The sequence below is a fragment of the Binatus sp. (SeqCode) genome (genome assembly GCF_049584895.1).
Classification (GTDB): domain Bacteria; phylum Desulfobacterota; class Binatia; order Binatales; family Binataceae; genus Binatus.
This window is the reverse complement of the sequence record NZ_JBAUYR010000067.1, coordinates 1-22,871: the sequence shown is the minus strand read 5'-3', so window position 1 is coordinate 22,871 and position 22,871 is coordinate 1. Positions and strand designations below refer to the sequence as shown.

The 22,871-nt window shown below is 55.3% G+C and carries 16 protein-coding genes and 2 pseudogenes; 11 read left to right on the top strand and 7 right to left on the bottom strand.

From position 1 onward, the window contains the following. Positions 1-210, bottom strand: a pseudogene (locus WB650_RS12530) (hypothetical protein); the annotation flags it as partial. Between the two features lie 264 nt (positions 211-474). On the opposite strand from WB650_RS12530, the gene WB650_RS12525 reads away from it, so the two are divergent. From WB650_RS12525 to WB650_RS12480, 10 genes and pseudogenes are all read left to right on the top strand, one after another. Then, positions 475-1,038: a histidine phosphatase family protein gene (locus tag WB650_RS12525; protein ID WP_422301619.1), complete on the top strand. Its 564-nt coding sequence runs from the start codon at positions 475-477 to the stop codon at positions 1,036-1,038. A gap of 209 nt (positions 1,039-1,247) precedes the next feature. After that, entirely contained in the window at positions 1,248-3,647 is a 2,400-nt protein-coding gene (locus WB650_RS12520; protein WP_422301617.1) for a phosphoketolase family protein, read from the top strand. Positions 3,648-3,661: 14 nt separating this feature from the next. Then, positions 3,662-6,164 (top strand): annotated as a pseudogene (locus tag WB650_RS12515) (glycogen/starch/alpha-glucan phosphorylase). Then, positions 6,161-6,517 carry a hypothetical protein gene (locus WB650_RS12510; protein ID WP_422301616.1) on the top strand — a complete coding sequence of 119 codons (357 nt, stop codon included), beginning with the start codon at positions 6,161-6,163 and terminating at the stop codon, positions 6,515-6,517. Before WB650_RS12515 ends, WB650_RS12510 begins: the two are co-directional and overlap by 4 nt. An 83-nt stretch (positions 6,518-6,600) precedes the next feature. Beyond that, positions 6,601-8,655: a glycogen debranching protein GlgX gene (glgX, locus tag WB650_RS12505; protein ID WP_423960688.1), complete on the top strand. Its 2,055-nt coding sequence runs from the start codon at positions 6,601-6,603 to the stop codon at positions 8,653-8,655. A gap of 318 nt (positions 8,656-8,973) precedes the next feature. Further along, a complete protein-coding gene (locus WB650_RS12500) occupies positions 8,974-9,690 on the top strand; it encodes a DUF4410 domain-containing protein (protein ID WP_422301979.1) in 717 nt (238 codons plus the stop codon). A 78-nt stretch (positions 9,691-9,768) separates the two neighbouring features. Beyond that, positions 9,769-10,920: an ABC transporter permease gene (locus tag WB650_RS12495; protein ID WP_422301977.1), complete on the top strand. Its 1,152-nt coding sequence runs from the start codon at positions 9,769-9,771 to the stop codon at positions 10,918-10,920. Continuing rightward, positions 10,917-11,738: an ABC transporter ATP-binding protein gene (locus tag WB650_RS12490; RefSeq protein WP_422301975.1), complete on the top strand. Its 822-nt coding sequence runs from the start codon at positions 10,917-10,919 to the stop codon at positions 11,736-11,738. The genes WB650_RS12495 and WB650_RS12490 overlap by 4 nt, the downstream gene beginning before the upstream one ends. Then, positions 11,731-12,711, top strand: a complete 981-nt coding sequence (locus WB650_RS12485; protein WP_423960686.1) for an MlaD family protein — start codon at positions 11,731-11,733, stop codon at positions 12,709-12,711. Before WB650_RS12490 ends, WB650_RS12485 begins: the two co-directional genes overlap by 8 nt. A 4-nt stretch (positions 12,712-12,715) precedes the next feature. Then, on the top strand, positions 12,716-13,390 hold the full coding sequence (locus WB650_RS12480) for a PqiC family protein (protein ID WP_422301829.1): 675 nt from the start codon (positions 12,716-12,718) through the stop codon (positions 13,388-13,390). Here the strand turns inward: WB650_RS12480 and WB650_RS12475 are convergent, their stop codons facing one another. From WB650_RS12475 to WB650_RS12450, 6 genes are all read right to left on the bottom strand, one after another. Next, positions 13,391-16,108 carry an MGH1-like glycoside hydrolase domain-containing protein gene (locus tag WB650_RS12475; RefSeq protein WP_423960685.1) on the bottom strand — a complete coding sequence of 906 codons (2,718 nt, stop codon included), beginning with the start codon at positions 16,106-16,108 and terminating at the stop codon, positions 13,391-13,393. A gap of 64 nt (positions 16,109-16,172) precedes the next feature. Beyond that, entirely contained in the window at positions 16,173-17,918 is a 1,746-nt protein-coding gene (locus WB650_RS12470; RefSeq protein ID WP_423960683.1) for a mechanosensitive ion channel family protein, read from the bottom strand. Positions 17,919-18,077: 159 nt separating this feature from the next. Next, positions 18,078-19,151, bottom strand: coding sequence for a hypothetical protein (locus WB650_RS12465; protein ID WP_422305267.1), 1,074 nt, complete (start codon positions 19,149-19,151; stop codon positions 18,078-18,080). Positions 19,152-19,425: 274 nt separating this feature from the next. Then, positions 19,426-20,085 (bottom strand): response regulator transcription factor, encoded by a 660-nt coding sequence (locus WB650_RS12460; RefSeq protein WP_423960681.1) that lies wholly within the window; start codon positions 20,083-20,085, stop codon positions 19,426-19,428. A gap of 26 nt (positions 20,086-20,111) precedes the next feature. Continuing rightward, positions 20,112-21,443 carry a GAF domain-containing sensor histidine kinase gene (locus tag WB650_RS12455; RefSeq protein ID WP_423960679.1) on the bottom strand — a complete coding sequence of 444 codons (1,332 nt, stop codon included), beginning with the start codon at positions 21,441-21,443 and terminating at the stop codon, positions 20,112-20,114. 235 nt (positions 21,444-21,678) lie between these two features. Beyond that, entirely contained in the window at positions 21,679-22,272 is a 594-nt protein-coding gene (locus WB650_RS12450; protein WP_423960678.1) for a response regulator transcription factor, read from the bottom strand. Between the two features lie 135 nt (positions 22,273-22,407). Here WB650_RS12450 and WB650_RS12445 point away from each other — a divergent pair, with 135 nt between their 5' ends. Beyond that, the gene (locus tag WB650_RS12445; RefSeq protein ID WP_423960676.1) at positions 22,408-22,674 is read left to right on the top strand and encodes a hypothetical protein; all 267 of its coding nucleotides are present in this window, start codon (positions 22,408-22,410) and stop codon (positions 22,672-22,674) included. The last annotated feature ends 197 nt before the right edge of the window (positions 22,675-22,871 follow it).

The following is a 22,871-nucleotide window of genomic DNA, read 5'->3' as shown; positions in this document are numbered from 1 at the left end:
CTGTTTGTACTCAGCAATGGTCCCGTTCCAGAAGGCTTGCTGAGCATAGTAGCTCTCGATTAACCGGCCTCCCTGAAAGAGCGGCCCGGCGAACCCCCCGACGATGTTCCAGATGCTGAAGCTCGATTCAAAAACATCGCCGATATTAGGGCTTTGGCCCCCATAAAGCGCGGTTATGCCGATCCGGGGGAAGAAGTTGGCCACTGCCACACCGATCTCGACGTAGGCGCGAATAGTCGCGTTTGAACTCTTGAGCCCCGAGTGCGCAGAGCGCCGCGAAGCCGCCTTATCGCAACCCTCTCCTTGAGCGTCTTATCCAAACTAGAGACTCGCTCGAATGACATCCGACAAAATACTCATGTCCTCTAAGTGCCAAATGTAGTAGGCGAATCGCTATCGGACCTTGGTCCGATGGACGCAAGGCTGATGTTGGAATTACTTTCGCGATGAGTTCTCATCGACGCAGTGATCGAAATGAATGCGGTCGCAACACGCGATGTATGGCTGATTCGACACGGTGAGACCGAATGGACCGCGTCTCGCAAGCATACAGGTCTGACGGATCTTCCACTGACGAGAGCAGGCGAGGACCAGGCGCGCTCGCTTCGGAACTGCCTCCAGCGCGCCGCGCGCACTTGCGAGCTATCCGGATACGGATCGGTCGCTGAAGTCGATCGCGATCTCGTGGAGTGGAACTACGGCGATTATGAAGGAGAGAAACGCCCGCAGATTCTGGCCGAACGCCCCACTTGGATTATTTTTCGAGACGGTTGTCCCAATGGTGAATCACCAGAGGACATCGTCGCCCGAGCCGATCGATTTCTTTCCCGCATTCGAACGATACACGGAAACGTCGCTGTTTTCTCAAGCGGTCATTTTCTAAGGGTGTTGGTAGCTCGTTGGCTTGGTCTGGATCCTTCTACCGGTCGATATTTCAAGCTCGGGACAGCAACTCTTACCGTCCTCGGATACGATCATAACAGCATAGACGAACCTGTAATTCGGCTACTGAATGAAAGGCCGGGTTCGACACTCTAGCGAAGCCTTCGCTGCCCGCAGCCTAAAGGTACAAACACGAAACGCGGTTGATGCTCCACCAACCGTCCCGTCCATTACCTTTTCTTCTTAAACTCTCCTGCTAAGCGACATCCGACCAAAGTCCGATAGTCATAATTTCGATACAGACCCTACGATCCCACTCGTATACTGAAGGTCCCAATGTTTTGCTTTTCCGAAGTGAGGTGAACATGTCGTCGAAACATGATGATGCCTTAATTACACAAATGGACGCATACTGGCGAGCATCAAACTACCTGTCAGTGGGTCAGATCTATTTGCTGAATAATCCACTTTTGAAAGAACCCCTTAAGCGGGAACACATCAAACCGCGCCTTTTAGGCCACTGGGGAACTACACCCGGTCTAAACTTCATCTACGTTCACTTGAACCGCGTCATCAAAAATGAAGACCTCGACATGATGTACATCATAGGTCCCGGCCACGGCGGCCCCGCGCTTGTTGCGCAGGCTTATATGGAAGGCACCTACAGCGAAGTGTATCCAGACATTTCGCAAGATCTGGAAGGAATGAGAAAACTCTTCAAACAATTCAGCTTTCCTGGAGGCATTCCCAGCCACGTTGCGCCTGAGACTCCGGGATCCATTCATGAGGGCGGCGAGTTGGGATACGCTCTGTCCCATGCCTACGGAGCAGCCTTTGACAACCCCGATCTAGTGGTAGCGTGTGTAGTCGGAGACGGAGAGGCTGAAACGGGGCCGTTAGCAACAGGATGGCACGGGAACAAGTTTCTTAACCCGGAACGCGATGGCTGCGTTTTGCCGATTCTTCATCTCAATGGCTATAAGATCGCCAACCCGTGTTTTCTCGCGAGAATTCCAGCAGAAGAATTGAAAAAACTTTTCGAAGGATACGGATATAAGCCGTATTTCGTGGAAGGCCACGACCCGATGAAGATGCATCACGCGATGGCCGCAACGCTCGACTCAGCCGTTGGCGAGATAAAGCAGATTTGGAAAGATGCCCGCGAGAAGGGATTCAGTCGACGACCCGCCTGGCCGATGATCATTCTTCGCACGCCTAAAGGTTGGACGTGCCCCCCGGAGATCGACGGCAAAAAATGTGAGAACTACTGGCGGAGCCATCAGGTGCCAATGGGCGACATGGACCAGCCTGAGCACATCACGATTCTCGAGCAATGGATGAAGAGTTACCGCCCTGAAGAGCTATTTGATAAGAACGGAGCTCTCAGGAACGATCTGGCCGGACTCGCGCCGAAAGGCCATCGTAGGATGAGCGACAACCGCCACGCGAACGGGGGAGAACTACTGAAAGACTTGAAGATGCCGGACTTCCGCGAATATGCGGTCGAAGTCTCCAATCCCGGCTCGACAATGGTAGAAGCCACACGGGTTCAGGGGAAATTTCTCCGCGACGTAATGAAGTTAAACCTGGAAAGCGCCAACTTCAGAATATTTAGCCCCGACGAAAATAATTCAAATCGTTGGCAGGACGTTCTCGAAGTCACCAAGCGTTGCTACGTAGCCGATATCCTTCCCGAAGATGACAACCTCTCACCCGATGGTCGCGTGATGGAAGTGCTCAGTGAGCATCAATGCCAGGGATGGCTCGAAGGCTATCTGCTCACTGGCAGACATGGGTTTTTCAGTTGTTACGAAGCATTTATTCATATCATCGACTCTATGTTCAATCAGCACGCGAAATGGCTGAAGGTGTGCAATGGCATAGGCTGGCGTCGTCCAGTCGCATCGCTCAACTACCTGCTTAGCTCACATGTCTGGCGTCAGGATCATAACGGATTTTCGCATCAAGACCCAGGTTTCATCGATCATGTCGTCAACAAGAAGGCGGAGGTCGTACGAGTCTACCTGCCGCCCGACGCAAATTGCCTTCTCTCGGTCACCGATCACTGCTTGCGAAGCCGCAACTACGTCAACGTAGTTGTTGCAGGCAAGCAACCCGCACCGCAATGGCTTTCGATGGACGAGGCAATAAGACATTGCACAGCCGGAATCGGCATCTGGGAGTGGGCGTCCAGCGACCGAGGGTCTGAGCCTGATGTTGTGATGGCATGCTGCGGAGACACTCCGACTCTTGAGACCCTTGCTGCGGTGGATCTGCTTCGCACCTATGTACCCCGGCTTAAGGTCCGCGTGATCAACGTCGTAGATCTCATGACACTTCAGTCTCCGAAAGAGCACTCGCACGGCTTGCCAGACTTCGAGTTCGACGCGCTTTTCACCGTCGACAAGCCCATCATCTTCGCCTTTCATGGATACCCCTGGCTGATTCACCGACTGACGTACCGCCGAAAATCCCATCCCAATTTACATGTGCGCGGATATATCGAAGAAGGCACCACCACTACTCCTTTCGACATGGTAGTGCTCAACCGGATGGATCGGTTTTCGTTAGTAAACGATGTGATCGATAGAGTTCCACAGCTTGCCGAACGAGCCGCATACGCCAAGCAGGCAATCCGCGACAAGCTGTACGATCACAAAGCTTACATAGCCCGTTACGGCGACGATATGCCGGACATTCGGGACTGGCGATGGGGTGGAAAGGTCGCTTCTGGCGAGGCCGAAACGTCTGCAGATAACGTGTGAAAGAACGGTGACCTATGACGCCAGGTAAGGCAACGGCTGGAAGGCCGATCTCTGACGAGGTTGACAGAAACACACTCGAACGGTACCAACGTGGTCCTCTGCAGGTCGGCCAAACTGACAGCTACGATCGTCATGTTGTACTCGATCACGCAGTATCTCTGGAACAGGCAAGTCATCGCGAGCGCTTTGAAGCGGTGGCGAGCTCACTTCGCGACTTGCTCACACAGCGCTGGCTTCTTACCGAACAGACCTACGAGAGTGCCAACGCTAAGCGGGTCTACTATTTATCGCTGGAGTTCCTCATCGGCCGCACGCTAATTCACAACATCATCAATATGGGAGTCGAGCACCTGGTTCGCGAAGACCTTCGTTCCGATCCGCGACAGGATTGGACGGAAGTTATCGACTCGGAACCTGACGCTGGTTTAGGTAATGGCGGGTTAAGACGTTTGGCGGCTTGTTTCATGGATTCGCTCGCGACGCTGGCCATTCCGGCGATGGGGTATGGTCTGCGGTACGACTACGGGATTTTTCGGCAAGAAATAAAAAAGCAATCAGGTCGAATATCCAGACCGCTGGCTTAACTACCCAGACCCTTGGGAGGTAGCGCGATCCAAGGAAGCTATTAAGGTTCCTCTCGCCTGCTCTTTTCAGCTCCAGAACGGAACACTTCGCGCCGTGCCGGACATGCATTCACACTTATTAGGCATTCCCTATGATCGTCCGGTAGTTGGCTACGGCGGCGGAAACATCAACACGCTTCGGCTTTGGTCGGCGACTTCGCCGGATTTCTTTGACTTCGGCGAGTTCAGTTCCGGCGATTTCGTTGGTGCCATCGTAGATCGGATGGCGGCTGAGACCGTCACACGGGTATTGTACCCCGACGATTCGACCGTCGCCGGTCAGGCACTGCGCTTCGTCCAGGAGTATTTCCTGGTTTGTTGTTCGCTGGCCGACATCGTTGCGCGTTTTCGGCGCGCCAAAAATGACTGGCGTGCCTTGCCCGAAAAGGTTGCCATTCAAATGAATGACACGCATCCAGCTATGGCTGTAGCCGAGCTGATGCGCATCTTGCTCGACGACGCAGGGCTTAGCTCGGACGAGGCGTGGGACATCACGGTTCGAACCTTAGCGTATACGAACCACACGTTGCTTCCCGAGGCTCTTGAGAAATGGCCAGTCAGATTATTCGAGCTAGTTTGTCCCCGCTTGCTTGAAATCACCTACGAGATCAATCGGCGATTTCTCGAGCATGTTCGCCATCACCATCCCGGAGACGACGCAAAGATAGAACGAACGAGCGTCATTGAAGAGTTGCCCTTAAGACAGGTTAGGATGGCGAATCTAGCCGTCGTTGGAACCCACAGTACTAACGGCGTGTCGGCGATTCATTCAGACCTGGTCAGAAAACAGCTCATGCCTGACTTCGCCGAAATGTTTCCTGAACGCTTCAACAACAAGACTAACGGCGTCACTCCGCGTCGGTGGTTACTGCTTGCAAATCCGGCGCTAGCCAGCTTGATCACTGAATCAATTGGCACTGGTTGGGTTTCGGATCTCACGCAGTTGCGAAAGGTTGTTCGCCTCGCTGAAGACTCGGCGTTCCAAGCCCGATTTCGCCAGGCAAAGCTGACCGCTAAGACGCGCTTCGCAGACTGGCTGAAGTCCGCAACCGGGCAGATCATAGATCCCGCCACAATCTTCGATTGTCAGGTCAAACGCATACACGAGTATAAGCGGCAACTGCTGAACGTTTTGCACATCATAATCCTGTACGATCGCCTGCGCAAAGATCCGAATCTGGAGTTACCACCGCGCACCTTCTTGTTCGCCGGCAAAGCGGCTCCCTCATATACGCTCGCCAAGTTAATCATCAGGCTCATAAACGAAGTGGGCGCAAAGATCGAAGCAGACCCGGCTATGCGCCAGCGGCTAAAGGTCGTGTTCGTACCAAACTACGGTGTGACTCTGGCCGAGCGACTGATTCCTGCTAGCGACGTATCAGAACAGATCTCGACAGCCGGTTATGAAGCCAGCGGGACCGGGAATATGAAGTTCATGATCAATGGTGCGCTGACTATCGGCACTCGCGACGGAGCGACGATCGAGATGGCTCAAGAAGCTGGAGAGGAAAACTTCTTTCTGTTCGGCCTGACCGCTGACCAGGTAGCAAGCAGCCGCGGGACGTACGATCCCAACTGGCATTACAATAACGAACCAGCGACGCGCACAGCGCTGGATCTGATCTTCACGAATCATTTCAGCCATCACGAGCCCGGAGTATTCGAACCGATCCGCGAAGCGCTACTGGCACGTGGTGACTATTTCATGCACTTGGCTGACCTGAGCGCGTATGCTCAGGCACAAGCTGCGGTGGGATCGCTCTACCAGGACACAGAGGCGTGGACGCGAAAGGCGATAATCAATGTTGGATGCTCCGGTAAGTTCTCCAGCGATCGCACAATTGCCGAGTACGCAACAAACATTTGGAAGGCCAATGCAGTACCTGTGAAGTGACGCCCACAGTCCGGAAAGGCGAATTTGCGGCGCGAGTGATTGGCGTGATCAACGCCGGATCCTCTTCGCTGAAATTTGCATTCTATGAGGAAGAACGCCGGATCATATCAGGTCAGGTCGATGGACTCGGCTCCCAACCGGCAGCGAAGGCGTCAGGGCAAGATGGAGAGGCGCTGGAGCCGCCCAATCTCGGCCGTAAACCACCGACAACTCCGAGCCAAGTCCTGCCCGTCCTATTGCCTTGGGCGAAGGAGATGCTCGGTGGGCGCCGGCTGGCCGCGCTTGGACATCGTGTCGTTCAAGGCGGCGTGCGACACACTCGACACGAACGCGTGACACCGGACGTCAAATGACGCGAATTTAGTTGTTAGCGAAAAACGACCGGGCTGATTCAGTGCCTTGAGGCCAAGACGAATTTGACATTGCGGAGAAGGATATGAGTCGGTCAAGTGTAGGACGAGGCACGAGTTCTCCTCTTGGTGCAACCGTTCAACCGGGCGGTGTGAATTTCAGTGTATACTCGAAGAATGCGACCTTGGTGGAACTGCTCTTGTTCGACGCCGAGGACGCGCTCAAACCGGAGCGAGTCGTCTCCATGTCTCCCCGCGAGCACCGTACCTATCACTACTGGCATGTCTTCGTGCCTGACTTGTTGCCGGGTCAGATCTATGCGTTCAGAGCTCTAGGCCCATTCGAGCCCGAGCGTGGACTGCGCTTCGATGGAGATAAGGTTCTCTTAGATCCCTATGGTCGAGCGGTCATTGTTCCGAATGGTTACAGCCGAAGTGGAAACGACGCCGCAGCTGCGATGAAATCCATCGTAGCCGATACGGGTTCTTACGACTGGGAAGGCGACCTGCCGCTCCAGCGGCCATTTGTCGAGACCGTAATATACGAGCTGCATGTACGTGGCTTCACTCGTCATCCAAGTTCGGCGGTGAAACCCGAGAAGGCCGGCACCTTCGCAGGGTTGATCGAAAAAATCCCCTACTTGGCGGACCTCGGGATCACCGCAGTGGAGCTAATGCCGACCTTCCAATTCGACGCCGCTGATGCGCCCGCTGGTCGCGTAAATTTCTGGGGATACTCGCCCGTGTCCTTCTTTGCGCCGCATCGCGCCTACAGTTCGCGAAAGGATGCGCTATGTCCGATGGACGAGTTCCGCGACATGGTCAAGGCCCTCCACCGTTCAGGAATCGAGGTCATTCTGGACGTAGTCTTCAACCATACTGCGGAGGGTAATGAGCTAGGACCGACGTTCTGCTTCCGTGGATTGGGAAACGAGACCTACTACCTCCTACAGCGAGATCGTAGCCGATACGCCGACTACACCGGTACGGGCAACTCCCTCAACGCTAACCATCCTATCGTGCGTCGTATGATTGTCGACAGCTTACGGTATTGGGTTACACACATGCACGTTGACGGCTTCCGATTCGACCTCGCCTCCGTTCTGGCGCGTGACGAGAACGGAACTCCGCTTCTGAATCCACCGATCATTTGGGACATCGAAACAGATCCAGTTCTAGCCGGGACAAAGGTTATCGCGGAGGCCTGGGATGCCGGGGGTCTGTATCAAGTCGGCAGCTTTGTCGGAGACAGTTGGCAGGAATGGAACGGCAAGTTCCGCGACGATGTCCGACGATTTCTCAAAGGCGATCGCGGCACCGTGTCTGATTTGGCAGCCCGCTTACTGGGGAGCCCTGACATCTACGGCCACGAAGAGCGGGAACCTGAGCAGAGCATCAATTTCGTCACCTGCCACGACGGCTTCACCCTCAACGATCTTGTCTCTTACAGTCAGAAACACAATGAAGAGAATGGCGAGCACAATCGTGACGGGATGAACGACAATCTGAGTTGGAACTGCGGTGCCGAAGGACCTGTTGAAGATCCTGCTATTGAGGCGCTCAGGTGTCGGCAGATAAAGAACTTCCTTGTCTTAACCATGATCGCATTCGGTACCCCGATGATGCTGATGGGCGACGAGATGCGACGCAGCCAGTATGGGAACAACAATGCATACTGCCAGGACAATGAGATCAGCTGGCTGGACTGGACCCTGCTGCAATACCACGCTGATATCCACCGTTTCGCCAAGATGCTGATCGCATTTCGCTCCCGCCGCGATGTTGCAACTGAAAACGTTCATCTCACACTCAACCAGCTGTTGCGGCAGGCGCAACTCGAGTGGCACGGCACTGCGCTCAACCGCCCCGATTGGGGCGATGATTCGCATTCCATCGCCTTCACGGTCAAGAGTCTTCGTGAGCGATTCACGATCCATGCAATGCTAAATGCATATTGGCAACCCCTCATTTTCGAACTGCCGCCAGCGGGTGAGCAACGAAATGGAAACTGGAGACGATGGATTGATACTTCTTCGCCATCACCCGACGATATTTGTGCTTGGGAAAAGGCACCGACTGTGTCGGGGTCATCATTCGTTGTCGAGGCGCGGTCTTTAGTGCTCTTAGTTGAAGTGAACTGACGACATTGCTCACTCTGAATGTGTCACAAGACAGGACGGGCCGGCTTGTCTCGGTGGAGATGCCGGCCCGTCCCTGACTGGCTCGCTGGGGACTTAGTGGATCAGGCCAGTCCAGTCTTTTGATCGCACGAGCCGTGAATAACAGCTTCTCACCTCCAAACTAACTACTGGTTTTGTAGAGATCGGGCCACTCGACCATGAGTCCTAGGACCAAAGTCCGATATACAGACCGTTCGACGGACATGCAGGATGAAAATGTGGGTCTCCCGGAAGAAATCAAGCGATCGAGCGTAGCAACGTTCTCAGGAGAGGAAGATCATGAGATACAAGTTCTTTAGTCCAGTGTACCTGGTTTTAGCGGTATCAATACTCGGATGCGCCGGGGCACAGGTTACGCAACAGAGTTCTGCGCCACCCATCGCAAACTCTCGTCCGTCGCAGGTCTTCGTCTATCCCTTCGCTGTAAATGCTTCTGATGTTTCGCTGAACTCAGGATTCTTTCAGGTGGCCTACCGGCAAATGTCAGATGACAACCCGACTGATCAGCAAGCCCAGATCGCACATCAGACCGCCCAGAACATCTGTATTCAGGTCGCAGCCGACCTTACCCAAAAAGGTATCAACGCCACTTGCCTTCAGCGCGGGGTGCCGCCCACCGGGAGCAACGTTCTCATACTGGACGGCCAGTTCACCGATATCAGCGAAGGGAATCGGCTCCGTCGAATGGTCATCGGCCTCGGCTCAGGACAGTCCAAGGTAGATACGGTAGTCCAGGTCATTCAGAGAACCGATCAAGGCTCGACCGAGATACTGGACTTTGAAACCAGCGCTGACAGCGGCTACATGCCTGGAGCAGGAATCACAGGCCCTGCAGGAGCAGCGGCTGGTGGTGCTACGGCAGCCGCGTCGCTAGGCGTGAACCTCGCAGCAGGAGGAGTGAAGACCTATACGTCCTCGACCGGCTTTCTAGCGGACAAAACCACTGACCAGATCGTCGACCTGGTGGCCAGTTACTACAATCGCCAAGGCTGGTAGTCGCATGTCACACGATTGACATGCACGAGTCGCAACATCAGGACCACGAAATGGCAGCGCTTCGCTATCAGCAATCTAATGAACGAAACCCGTAACATCGTCGGGCAAGGTGCCGTCTCGGTTACCCGTGCAGCCGATTCTAACCTGCTTATCAAGCTATCCGGTCCTTGGCATTTGACGCGCAACGTTCCTTCGGCTGCGATTCTTCGCCAGGAACTTGAGTCTGCCGGTGCGCTCAAAACCGTTTCGTTCGATACCTCAGGTTTGACCCACTGGGACAGCGGGTTGATCGCTTTTCTGGCCCAAACGAGCGCAACTTGCCGCGCCCACAACATCGAACAGGACCGCGGCGGTCTGCCAGACGGCTTGCGGCGATTGCTAGAACTGGCGGAGGCGGTACCAGAGAAGAAAGGTACACGAAGCGAGGCAGGCAAAGCACCATTCTTTCAGCGAGTCGGCAACCTTACTATTGGCTACGGACTCTCTGTCGGCGACTTCATGGAGTTTCTGGGCGAGCTGACAGTAGCATTCGGAAAGCTTGTGCGTGGGAAGGCGCGCTTTCGAAGGTTAGACCTGGTCGAGGTAATTCAGGAATGCGGCGCAAACGCGGTTGGCATTGTCACTCTGATCTCTTTCCTGGTCGGCGTGATTCTGGCGTTCATGGGCGCCGTTCAACTGTCGCAATTTGGCGCCTCAATTTACGTCGCAGACTTAGTCTGTATCGGAATGACTCGCGAGATGGGCGCGATTATGGCCGCGATCATCATGTCGGGGCGTACCGGCGCGGCCTTTGCCCCCAAGCTAGGCACGATGAAGGTGACGCAAGAGATCGACGCGCTGACCACCATGGGAATCTCGCCGATGGAATTCCTGGTATTGCCGCGCGTGATCGCACTCGTTCTTATGATGCCCTTGCTCTGCCTGTACGCCGATTTCCTCGGAATGATCGGCGGACTGTTCGTCGGGGTCGGAATGCTGGGACTGTCGGCCCACAGTTACATGCAGGAGACGATTTCGACCTTGACGCTGACCAACTTGTTCGGCGGTCTCTTCAAAGCAACTTTCTATGGTCTCTTGATTGCAATTGCCGGATGCCTGCGCGGCTTCCGATGTGGCAACAGCTCTTCCGCTGTCGGCGATGCGGCCACGCAAGCGGTCGTGATGTCGATCGTTATGGGTGTCGTTGCCTGCGGACTCTTTGCCGTCGTGTTCAACATCATTGGCATATGAGCACGCAAACTCAGATAAGAGGCGAGTCTAACAGGTCGGCAAATCGCAAGCCGCACATCGTCGTGAAGAATCTCACGATGGCTTATGGCAGTTTCGTCCTTATGCGCGACATCAATTTCACCGTCCATCATGGTGACGTCTTCATCATCATGGGCGGCAGTGGATGCGGGAAAAGCACCTTGCTACGCCACCTTATAGGTCTCAAAGAACCAGCTGCCGGGGAAGTCTTCTACGACGACGTCAACTTCACCCAGGCTGATCCGCAGACGCGCGAGCTCATGCTTCGCCGATTCGGGATCCTGTACCAAAGCGGCGCGCTGTGGAGTTCGATGACGCTCGCCGAAAACATAGGCCTGCCGATCGGCGAGTTTACGGATCTTGCACCTTCGCAGATTCGCGAGATCGCGGCGCTAAAGCTGGCGTTGGTTGGGTTGGGCGGGTTTGAAGACTTCTATCCCAACGAGATCAGCGGCGGCATGCAGAAGAGGGCGGGATTGGCACGCGCTATGGCTTTAGATCCAGAGATCCTCTTCTTTGACGAACCCTCTGCCGGCCTCGATCCGATAAGCTCCAGTTTGCTCGATGAACTAATACTCGAGTTGCGTGACAGTCTGGGCGCGACGGTCGTGGTTGTCACGCACGAACTCGCTAGCATATTTGCCATAGGCAATAACTGTGTGTTCCTCGACGCCGACTCTCGCGCGCAGATCGCCGGGGGTGACCCGAAGGACCTACTGGCTAATTCCAGCGATCCGCGTGTTCGTAAGTTTCTCACACGAGGCAAGGACAAAGGTGGGAGGCTGAACCATCATGTCTAAGCGAATTAATCCAACGGCTATTGGTATATTCGTTGTCGGCAGTTTCGCACTCATGGTTGTCACAATCGTCCTCGTTGGATCCGGCAGCCTCTTCAGAAAACCGCTCCGGTTCGTGTGTATGTTCCAGGGCAACGTAAATGGCCTGAGAGTCGGCGCCCCAGTCAAGTTCAAAGGGGTTCAAATCGGAACGGTCGAACAGATTAAATTGGCGCTCGAACCATCCGAAGGCGAACTCCGTCCAGACCTCAAAGAGTTAAGACTGCCAGTAATCATCGGCATCGATCGCGAGATGATCACACAACGCGGAGGCACCGGCCATGCTCTGTCGCAGCCGGGCTTGGAAGACCTGGTGGCCCGCGGAATGAGAGCTCAGCTGGACACGGAGAGTCTCCTGACCGGTTTGCTCTTCGTCGATTTGGATCTTCACCCCAACGCGAAACTGAATCTGGCATTGGTACCCGGCAGCGGTGACTTGCGAGAGATCCCGACGGTCCCGACCAATCTCGAAGAAATTCAGAAACAGGCGACCGACGCTTTGGCAAAACTCGATCGCATCGATCTCAACAAAATGGTCACGTCGATCACCAATGCCGCTGATTCGATCAATCACCTAACAGATTCGCAGGATTTGAAGGACACCCTCGCCTCGTTGAGGCAGACCGTACCCAACCTCAACCGTACAATTACTTCTCTGCACGCCACGCTGGACAACGCCAATGAAAGAATTACGCCCTTGGTAGCGAGTCTCCAGAAGAGCTCAGAAGCGGCGAATGCCACGATGAAGGACACGCGCGATGCGCTCCTGGAAGTTAAGGCCAATCTCGATTCTGACTCGCCGCTTTCGGTGAACATTAACACCGCGCTCGAAGAACTGGCCGACACTACCCGTTCGGTCGGGGAACTGACGAATTACCTGCAGCGAAATCCCGCCTCATTGGTACGCGGGAAGTACGTGCCCGACAAGGATCGATGAGAATATGAGATACAGGACCGCATTGATCGTATTGAGCGCGTGCGCACTACTAACATCGTGCTCGCCGCTGGATCCGCAACCCGATCATTCGAAGTTCTTCATACTCACGCCACTCGCTGACGGAGCTGCGCCTGTTTCAACGCCCGCGGTCGCGACCTCCAATCCCTCGCTGACTCTCGGTATAGGGCCCATCGACTTCCCGGATTATCTGCGGCGGCTGGAGGTGGTAACCCGCGCCTCGCCGAATCAGCTCGATCTGTCGGCCGAAAAGCGATGGGGCGAACCGCTCGACAAAGATTTTACTCGCGTCTTCTCCGAAAACATCTCACGTCTGCTGAATACTCAGCAAATTGAGAAATACCCATGGCCGGTAAGAACGCATATCGACTATCAAATCGAAGTTAACGTGCAACGTTTCGAAACGACATCTGACGGCCAATCGCAATTGACGGCGCGATGGGTCATCAAGGATGGTACCGGTGCGGACCTGTCTGCGTCCGAAACATCAGCGAGCACACAGGTAGGCCCAGGAGAATCGGGCGCGTCAGCGGCGCTCAGCAGCGATCTCGCTACGCTTAGCCGCGAGATTGCCGACCGCGTGATCGAACTTCACCGACGTCAAGCTCCAGTCAACACGACGGATTCTCTCCGGGTCGGCGATCATTCGTCGAGAACTTAATTACGCCCGCGCTACCTCCGTGACAGCGGCGCTTTTGCCAACCTCCTGCACCTGCTGACTCGTAGTTGTAGCGAACAGGTGCATCATCCGAGCGATGACTCCGGTCCATCCGGTCTGATGACTCGCACCGAGACCGGCTCCGTTGTCGCCATGGAAATACTCATAGAACGAGAGTAGGTCTCGCCAGTGAGGATCCTCTTGAAACTTTCGAGACCCACCATAGACGGGTCGATGCCCGTCGCCATCCCGCAGGAAGATGTTAGTTAGCCGATGCGCTAGCTCCTCTGCGATCTGGTAGAGGGTCATCTGGTGGCCCGAACCTGTCGGACACTCCACGGTGAAATCGTCCCCGTAGTAGGCGTAGTACTGCAGCAAAGCCCGGATTATCAACGCGTTGACGGGCATCCAGATGGGGCCTCTCCAGTTGGAATTGCCGCCAAACATGCCCGTATCAGATTCAGCCGGCAGATACGAAACGCGAAATTCTTGCTCCTTCAGGCGAATGACGTACGGATGTTCCGCGTGGTAGCGGGAAAGGGAGCGGATGCCGTGGGCGCTGAAGAACTCATTCTCGTCGAGCATCCTGGCCAGTACGCGCCGTAGCTTGTCTTCGCTCAAGAATGCAGCGAGCCGCCGGCCATGTTTGCCCTGTTTGACGGGATCATGGATGAATGCCATCAGTTCAGGGCGCGCCTCCAGAACCTTGCGCAAATGCTGCCTAATCAAGGGATACTTTTCCAGCACTTCCCCATCAAATACGGTGACCGCACACAGCGGCAGCAGACCTACCATCGAATGGACCTTGAGACGGTGAGAGCTACCATCTGGCAGCCGGAGTACGTCGTAGAAGAACCCGTCTTCCTCGTCCCACATTCCGATGCCTTCCCCGGCGTGCATCATCGATAACCCGATTCGCAGAAAATGGAGAACGAATTTGAGACACATGTCCGTGTACGCCGGTTTAGTGAGCGCCAGTTGCACTGCAATTTCGAGCATGTTCTGGCAGAAGAGCGCCATCCAGGCAGTGCCATCTGCCTGTTCAAGGTACCCGCCGGTCGGCAAGGGAGCACTGCGGTCGAAGACTCCGATATTATCGAGCCCCAGGAAGCCGCCTTCGAAAACGTTGCTGCCGGACCGATCTTTGCGGTTCACCCACCAACTGAAATTGAGTGCAAGCTTCTGGAAGGACCGCTCAAGCCAGTCGGTGTCACCATGCCCGTGCCGGCTCTGCTGCAGGCGATAGGTGAAGATAGTTGACCACGCATGCACCGGCGGATTTACGTCTCCGAAGTTCCATTCGTATGCAGGAAGTTGTCCACTGGGATGTATGTATGACTCGCTGAGAATGAGATCCAATTGCTCCTTGCCGAAGTCCTCGTCCACCAGGGTTAGCGCGAGAACGTGGAATGCCAGATCCCATGCCGCATACCATGGGTATTCCCACTTGTCGGGCATGGAAACGACGTCAGCGTTGTACATGTGATGCCAGTGTTCGTTGCGAGGTGCGCGTCGCCCGGGCTTGAACGGATCGGCGCCATGTTCTTCCAGCCATTTATCGACGTCGTAGTAATAGAACTGTTTTGACCACAGCATGCCGGCCAGCGCCTGCCGCACGACATTGGCCGCATCGGCGTCGAGCGACGACGGAATGACCGAGGCGTAGAACTCGTCAGCCTCCCGCCGGCGATTCTGCATCACCGTCTCAAAGCCGCTACCAAAAAGGCTTCCTTGCCCATTCTGTGGCTGATTCGATGCGCCAGGCAGCAGGCGCAAACGAATTACCTTCGATTCCGCCGGGCGCACCTCTATCTCGTGATGGACCGACGCCTTCGTTCCTGTTTTCTCCGGGTTTACCGCGTCATGACGGCCCCGGACGATATAGCTGTTGATCCCGTCCTTGACGTACGGCGTCCGGTTGGCGACGTGAACGAGCCGCTCCGTGTTGGTTTCGTTCTCCGTGAACAGGAGCTCGGCCGCGCCTTCATAGCAGAAGAGCCGCTCTCCGAGTTGTGGATGTGACGCGGCGATCGCCCCGCCGGCATCGTTGAGGGTCGCTTGGCGCAGGACTGGCCTCGGCGCGTCTCCGCCCCAGGACCACAGGTTGCGAAACCACAGCGTCGGCAACACGTGCAGCGTGGCCGGATCGGGACCGCGGTTGCACACCGTGATTTGAATCAGAATGTCTTCGGGCGCCGCCTTCGCATATTCGACGAACACGTCGAAGTAGCGATCCTGGTCGAATACGCCCGTGTCGAGCAATTCGTATTCGAACTCCTGGCGGCTTCGGCGACGGTTAGTCACGACCAGGTCGCTATAAGGGTACGCCGCTTGCGGGTACTTGTAGAGGAACTTCATGTAGGAGTGAGTCGGAGTCGAGTCCAGGTAAAAGTAGTACTCCTTCACGTCCTCGCCGTGGTTGCCCTCGCTATTGGTCAGGCCGAACAGCCGCTCCTTCAGGATTGGGTCCTCGCCGTTCCACAGCGCCAACGCGAAACAAAGGTATTGACGATCGTCAGAAATGCCGGCCAGACCATCTTCTCCCCATCGATATGCGCGCGAGCGCGCATCATCATGGGTGAAGTAGTTCCACGCGTCGCCTGATCCACTGTAGTCCTCGCGCACCGTGCCCCACTGACGCTCGCTCAGATAGGGTCCCCACTTTCGCCACGGCGCTTTCCCCTGGCGGGCTTCTTCAAGTCGCGTCTGCTCTGGATTCACATCTGCCCCTAGCTCAACTCTTTCTCACGTTAACGGCTCTGGCTCACGATTCCTTGACTTACCTCTAGGCGTTTCTTGAGATTTTGAGTGGAGTAGCTGCCTCTGCCGGGTTCGCGAACCATTGCTCTCGCGGCACGACTTTAGGTTCAGCCGGATCCGCGATATATGCCGGGGTCATGATCTGCACGCCGTACTCGTTAAACACGTCCAGCACGCTGCGATGGAGCTCAGTATAGAGTCGATACATTTCGCTCGGCTGGGCACAATAGACGTTCAACTGATACGTCACCGCAAAGTCGTTGAGTGATAGCTGAAGCACGAACGGAGCTGGTTCGCGAAGTAGCCCCGGCGTTCGCTCTGCTGCCATCAGCAACATTGCCTCAACCTGACGCCAGGGAGTTTCATAGCCAATTCCAACTGTTGTGTGCAGGATCAAGCCTCTTTCGCGCGCGAGGGAACTGTAGTTGATAACGTTGCTATTCAGAATCACGGAGTTCGGAACCACAAGCTCTTCGTTCTTTATGGAACGCATGTGCGTGACCATGAGGCCGATCTGGATAACGTCGCCCATAAGATCGCCGACCGTTATGCGATCACCTACGTGGAAGGCTCGCCTATAGGCCATCGTGTACCCAGCTATGATGTTGGCCAATAGCGAAGATGATCCGAGTGAAAAAAGAACACCGATGAAGATGGTGATGCCTTTGAACGCCTGAGAACCAGATCCAGGGATATACGGATAGCAAACCATCGCCGCGAACGCGATGATTAACACACGTACTATGTTGTACGTCGGTTTTGACCATTCGGTCTCAAACCCTGAGAACTTGATTGTTCCGCTCTCGATCGCCGAAAAGAAGAATCTTGCTAACCTGACGATGTAGCGCGCTGTCGCGATGATTACGCAGAGGACGAGCAGCCTCGGAATGGCGGCTAAGGATTCGCGAGCAAGCAGCAGCAGCGGTGCGAGAGTCAATCCACGCAGATTTGCCCCGAGCGCTCTTGTCCAGGGAAGATAATCCAGGACGATATGAAGATAGACGTAGAAGATCGCCAGAGCTGCGATTAGCGCGAAAAGTCGGAGCGCGAAGCGCATCGCGACCCAAATCGATTCTGCACGAATGAGTCGAAAAGTCCCGGTCTCTATATGCTCGATGGCCGAATCATATCTCTGCCCAATTCGAACCGTCATCGAACGCAAACCGCCGAACATAGCCAATTCGACCAGCACCAAGAGAAGGGTCCAGCCGGCTATGCTGACTGCGTTGTGCGCCAACTGCGCAGGCTCCCGTTCAGCTCGATATTGTTGTAACGCCGAGGAAATCGTTTTGAGATAGATATGTGCGAGCGCCTGCCGAGACAAACCCGGAGCCTCCGCCGCGGCGTCTGCGTCAAAGACCCCCATGATGCTGTTCTCGCCACCGACAATCTCAGTCCAGTGATCGTTCGCTACCAGATGGAGCGCACTGGGAGGTATTGCTCTGTCCTCAGCGACTGCTCTGATGCGTTGGGCTATCGTGGCCGCCCGGTCCGCGGCGGGGAAAGCAGTCACTCCTCGCACTCGGAACAGCAGGCGTCCGTCAATGACGACAGGTGCAGTGACTACTTGGCGCTCGGAGGCTATGAGTGAAGCGTCCGTGGCTGCCGCGCCTTCGGATTGCGCGAGAGCAACCCTCGAGCGAGCCAAGCCGGCGACTGCGGCAAGCAATAGCAGAATCGCAAAGCTTCTTGCGACGCGACCTGGCGCGTACCTCTGCGTTCGATCGTTCAAAGCCAAGCTCAGCGTGCCGGCTTCACCCTCAAATGGCACATTCCTCTCCTTAGCCACACAGAAGTCGCACAAGCGATAGATAAGCCGATCTCAGACCAACGTCCATCCGACCAAGGTCCGATGCACGAGCCTGATGCTGCCCCCCGCAAGAGTTCGGCGCATCGGGCACGTCCTTATGGGCTCTACGTTTACAGCAGACTAGCGATTCGCCGCAGTCAAGAAAAATACCAAGGCGATGATGACCAAAATCGCAACATAAATAACCGGGTACAGTATTCGCGATGCTGTGCGGACGCGCGCCGCGTATTCGGGGCGGCTCCATTCATGACTCTGATGCACTGCGACCAACTCGACAACGCACGCGCAACTGAACATAAAGCTCATGAGGAAGAACGCATCGATAAAGGTGAGGTAGGGGACTTTGGGCAGGCTCGAAGATATCGCGAATAGAAACGCGATTTCGGTCAGGATGGCGGTCAGAGTGATCGATATCTGGGTATAGTAGTCGCTGGTCTTTATCCAGAACGCGGAGTAAGGAATCGCGACCATCGCAAGCAAAGGCAAAAACACCTTCCAAATGTAGTATCGATAGCGCCGCTGAACGACTATGTCGATTTGAAGCTGGGATATCGTCTTGCCGGTTCCAGCAATTTCGTGACGCCGCTCTGCACCGCGCACACCGAGAATCTTCCACTGCGCCAGTTCAACAAAGGGTTCCGTCCCTACTCCCCCGACCTGGTTGTCGTATTCCAGCGTCATCGTGTTGCGCTCATCGAGTAACGGCTCCACAAAAATTCCCAGCGATTCGGTGTCGAAGGGGAAGGGTTTCAGATAGAAAGAGGTGGTGAGCTCCATCTTGGACAGTTCGAGGTAGTGGATGGTTCCGTCGGGTTTCCCGCTGATGTTGATGTTGGTTTTCTCGCGTTGGACGGCGGCATTAACTAGAAAGATACGTGGAACCCAGATGCTGTCGGGGGAGTAAGCTCGATCCGCGCTGCCTCCCGCAGGACTGAATGCCAGCCGCGGGTCCTTCCAGGTCATGAAAAGATAGCAGCTGATACGGAACATTTCTTTGACTTCGTCGACGTCGATCAGGTTGGTCAGAAAGAGCCCGGTCTTCACGTTGACCGGCTGATTGCCAACCATCGGCGGGCTCAGCAGTCCGGTATCGGTCTCAATTCCGGCTCCGAGTGCGGTCGCCGTCGTCAACAGGCACAGCAGCGCCGCGACCACGCCACAAGTCAAGCGGTCGCGACGTTTGGGTCGTGCCATCGAGGTCATGCGGAGATTCGCACAGTTTTGATTCCTGCTTTCGGGACTATGAGGTCGAGTGTGAGTTGCTTACCAACCGTGGTTCCAGAACCACCCTCGCACCAGAATTCGGCCGGCGAGAACAGAATACTAAACGTTATCGCCCCGACCTCGTGGCGGTGAGCTTTCGACCCTCCCGCGCATTACGCGAGTTCGTGAACCAGGACGTGGGAGGAGCGTCGTTTCACAATCGCCCCGAGGCTTCCCGATTGTCCTTCTGCCGTATTCCCTCGTTTTAGCTCGCGCGAACCAATCCCTTGGCCCTTGAAAAGTCTGCATGCGACGGCCTGACACCGAGGTGCTCAGCCATAAGTACCAGATCGGCCAGCGACTCTGCCTGCATTTTGACCATTACGGTGCCGCGATGTTGCTTAGTGGTTTTTTCTGCGTTCCCCAATTCGGCGGCGATCTGTTTGTTGAGCAAGCCGGCCGTGACTAGTGCGAAGACTTGCCGCTCGCGCGGGGTGAGCTTCGCGTATCGCCGCTTAAGAGAATTCAAGTCCACTGCTTCCGCTTCCGCGCGGTGAGTTCGCTGCGTGGCTCGAGCGATCGCCTCCAACAGATCTGCTCGTCTGACGGGTTTTTCAAGAAAGTCGACCGCACCTGATTTCATAGCCTGCACAGTGGAAGGCACATCGCCGTGTCCGGTAACAAATACGATAGCAACATCGGGCATCCGTTCGGCCAGCGCTCTCTGCAGGTGAAGCCCGTCAATCTCCGGCATTCGCAGATCTGAAACCACACACGACACATGTTCGTTCTCGATTACCGCGAGAAAATCCTTGGCGGACGAAAATGCCAGGACCTCCATTCCAGCCGCACCAAGCATTCGAACCAGCGCCTTTCGAATCGACTCGTCGTCGTCGATAATGGCGACGACTTCTTTGTCGTTCATCGTCGTTTGATTTGTGCTTGCGTTCATCAGATTTTCTCTTGCAAAGCCGGCAACGTGATTTCGAACGTGGAACCGCGATCGGGATTGCGCCGCGCAGAAACCTGACCTCCGTGCGCCTTTATGATCGACCGAACGATCGCCAAACCCATACCCATTCCCTTGGACTTGGTAGTAAAGAATGGCTCGAAGATATGCGCGATCATTGCAGGGTCGATGCCGTTGCCCGAATCACAGACGGCCACCCTGACCTCATCTTTATCCACTTGCATACCGATCGAGACTTCGCGGAGATCCTCTTTCTCCGAAACGGCCTCGAAAGCGTTAAGCACCAGATTGAGAATCACCTGTTGGAGTTGGATTCGATCTCCGGCCACGCGCGTCTGCGTAGTTGGAGCTTCAAACCTTAACGAGACGTTTCGGAATAACGCGTCGCTGCGAACTATACGCATTACTTCGACGACCATATCTCCCAGGTAGATCGGGTTTTTCTCCACCTCGCTTTTGCGAAAGAAGCTACGCAGCCCCTTGATGGTCTCGGTCGCACGCAGGTCATCCTGGATGATATCGCCCACGGCGGCACGGAGGCTCTCGAGATCGGGCTTCCCAGACTCAAGCATCCTTTGCATCTCTTCTGCGTTCATCAGAATCGCGCCGATAGGCTGATTGAGCTGATGAGTCAGCGAAGCGGTCAGCTCGCCCATAACCGTGGTACGCGACATGTGATTCAACTCATTGCGGAGAAGAATAATTTCCTCAGTTGCAAGCCTTCGTTCCAGTGCATTCCCGAAGATCTCCCCGACCAACTCCAAACGATGGATCAACCGGGGCGACCAGGTGCGTTCTTTTTTGACCGTCCCGAATCCAAGCGCTCCAACAACTTCACCGCCGATTCTAACCGCCACCGTCACATTGGACTTTGGAACATAACGCCGGTACGTCTTCCAATCGCTCTCGAAGAACTCCGGCGGTAACTCACTGACTTTGGAAAACGCCACGGTGCGTCCGCTCATCAAGGTGCTATTAAACCAAGGGGCAGATTGCGTGAATCCCAAGCCGATCGGGAGCTTGACGAGCTGGTCGCGCGACCACGAATGGCGCACGACCAAGTTGCCCGATTTCGCATCGATCTGAGCCAAAGCACCTCGATCGAGGTCAAGACCGAGGACGATCTCCCGGATCCAGCGGTCTATTTCGTCCCCGATTTCATCGACCGGCGCGCGTACGAACGACGACGATAGCTCCTCGATGAAACGTTCAAAGCTCTTTCCCTCCAGAGAAGCGGTAACAGGTCGTCGGTTCGCTCGCTCAGAGTGGAGTTTCCTGGAAATCATCTTTTGCGCTGAAGCACTATTGTGCATCTCGATGACACCAGCCCCCTGTCAATCAATCGTCCGCCGATCGATTCTGGTCGATCGCCAACAACCAGGTCAGGAAGAAACAAAGGAAGACTGGTTGAAGGGGCGTAGCAGCACAAGTAGTGTCAGATCCAGTCTTGTGTCAAGCAGAAAATTCGCCGAATTGTAGAGTTCGTTTGGCACCGGACTGGATGCCAGTCGATCGAGGGTACATCCAGTGGGACCAACACGATGACTCTTACTGTCTGCCAGCGAGCAACGCGCTCTCGATCGAATTCACCAGGAGCTCTCGCCCGAATGGCTTGATGAGCAGAGCAACTGGACGAGCGCCGTCCGCCAGCCGCCGAGTTTCCTCATCTGTGTGCGCGGTAATCAAGATGACCGGAAGCGTGCATCCGGAAGTTGCGAGTGTTGAGCATAACTCCACGCCGTTCATCTCCGGCAGATCGATATCAACTACGAGGCACGCTCCTGTTTTTGGCAGGTCGCTCTTCAGTAGCGCGCTCGGGCGATCGAAGGTCCGAACTTCGAAGCCGGCTCCGGAGACAAGCCGGCGCAAGGCTTTCAGTATCGACGGATCATCGTCTATCACAATGATGATCGGTTTGTGTGTGATTAGCTCACTCATCAGTTCCCCTAATGATTGCATATAACGGTCGTGTGCAATATCCGACCATAGTCTGACGACAAACGCCGCAAATGCGTTACAAGAATCGCCAACGACTTCACTCACAATCAAAACGAGTTTAACCCGGCGCAGGGACGTGCCGTTGCAGGGGTGGCATGTGATTGGTTTCTCGCATATCGCGTTTCGATGCGCGATGAGGCGCATTTGCTCGTCCTCTCACCAACAGTGAGAGAAAAAAGAGGAAAGGATCTGAAAACCCTCTTAAACGGCTTGACCGCCAGCAATGATATAGATGAGGCGGCGGAGGAAGACCTCTCGTTCCAGATCCGCGGGCTATGAATGACAGACGTTGGATCGCGCTTGCGCGCGACCGCCAATGCGCTCGCACTAACAATTATTTCAGAAGCGCTGGTCGCGATCGGATTTATACCCGACGACAATCCGGAGCATATCATGCTCGCGATCCGCGAGATTTTCGGGCGCAGCGGATTGACCGCGCGCGAAGTCGAGATTCTCAATGGCATGGCGCGGCAAATACGATGGGTCGCCCAGGGGGGGCATCGCACGATCGCGGAGAAGCGCCGCGCGGGCCGGAAATTGAGATAACAGTTTCCACGCGCGACGCTGATCCGCGATAATCGCGTTAAGATGTGAATCGTAAATGGCTGAGATAATCGATTTTGCCGAGATCCAGGAGGCGCGGCGCAAAGCTCGCGCCGCCATTCCAGAACGCGAGAATCTCGAGCGCGCGGTGCAACTGATGCGCGAGAATTTGGCCGCAGTCGCCGTCGAGCTAGCGGACG

Coding starts and splice junctions, on each gene's coding strand:
- WB650_RS12445 (WP_423960676.1), top strand. CDS start 22,408: ATGACAGACGTTGGATCGCGCTTGCGCGCGACCGCCAATGCGCTCGCA.
- WB650_RS12500 (WP_422301979.1), top strand. CDS start 8,974: ATGAGATACAAGTTCTTTAGTCCAGTGTACCTGGTTTTAGCGGTATCA.
- WB650_RS12495 (WP_422301977.1), top strand. CDS start 9,769: ATGAACGAAACCCGTAACATCGTCGGGCAAGGTGCCGTCTCGGTTACC.
- WB650_RS12465 (WP_422305267.1), bottom strand. CDS start 19,151: ATGGCACGACCCAAACGTCGCGACCGCTTGACTTGTGGCGTGGTCGCG.
- WB650_RS12455 (WP_423960679.1), bottom strand. CDS start 21,443: ATGCACAATAGTGCTTCAGCGCAAAAGATGATTTCCAGGAAACTCCAC.
- WB650_RS12520 (WP_422301617.1), top strand. CDS start 1,248: ATGTCGTCGAAACATGATGATGCCTTAATTACACAAATGGACGCATAC.
- glgX (WP_423960688.1), top strand. CDS start 6,601: ATGAGTCGGTCAAGTGTAGGACGAGGCACGAGTTCTCCTCTTGGTGCA.
- WB650_RS12450 (WP_423960678.1), bottom strand. CDS start 22,272: ATGCGCCTCATCGCGCATCGAAACGCGATATGCGAGAAACCAATCACA.
- WB650_RS12480 (WP_422301829.1), top strand. CDS start 12,716: ATGAGATACAGGACCGCATTGATCGTATTGAGCGCGTGCGCACTACTA.
- WB650_RS12460 (WP_423960681.1), bottom strand. CDS start 20,085: ATGAACGACAAAGAAGTCGTCGCCATTATCGACGACGACGAGTCGATT.
- WB650_RS12485 (WP_423960686.1), top strand. CDS start 11,731: ATGTCTAAGCGAATTAATCCAACGGCTATTGGTATATTCGTTGTCGGC.
- WB650_RS12525 (WP_422301619.1), top strand. CDS start 475: ATGAATGCGGTCGCAACACGCGATGTATGGCTGATTCGACACGGTGAG.
- WB650_RS12490 (WP_422301975.1), top strand. CDS start 10,917: ATGAGCACGCAAACTCAGATAAGAGGCGAGTCTAACAGGTCGGCAAAT.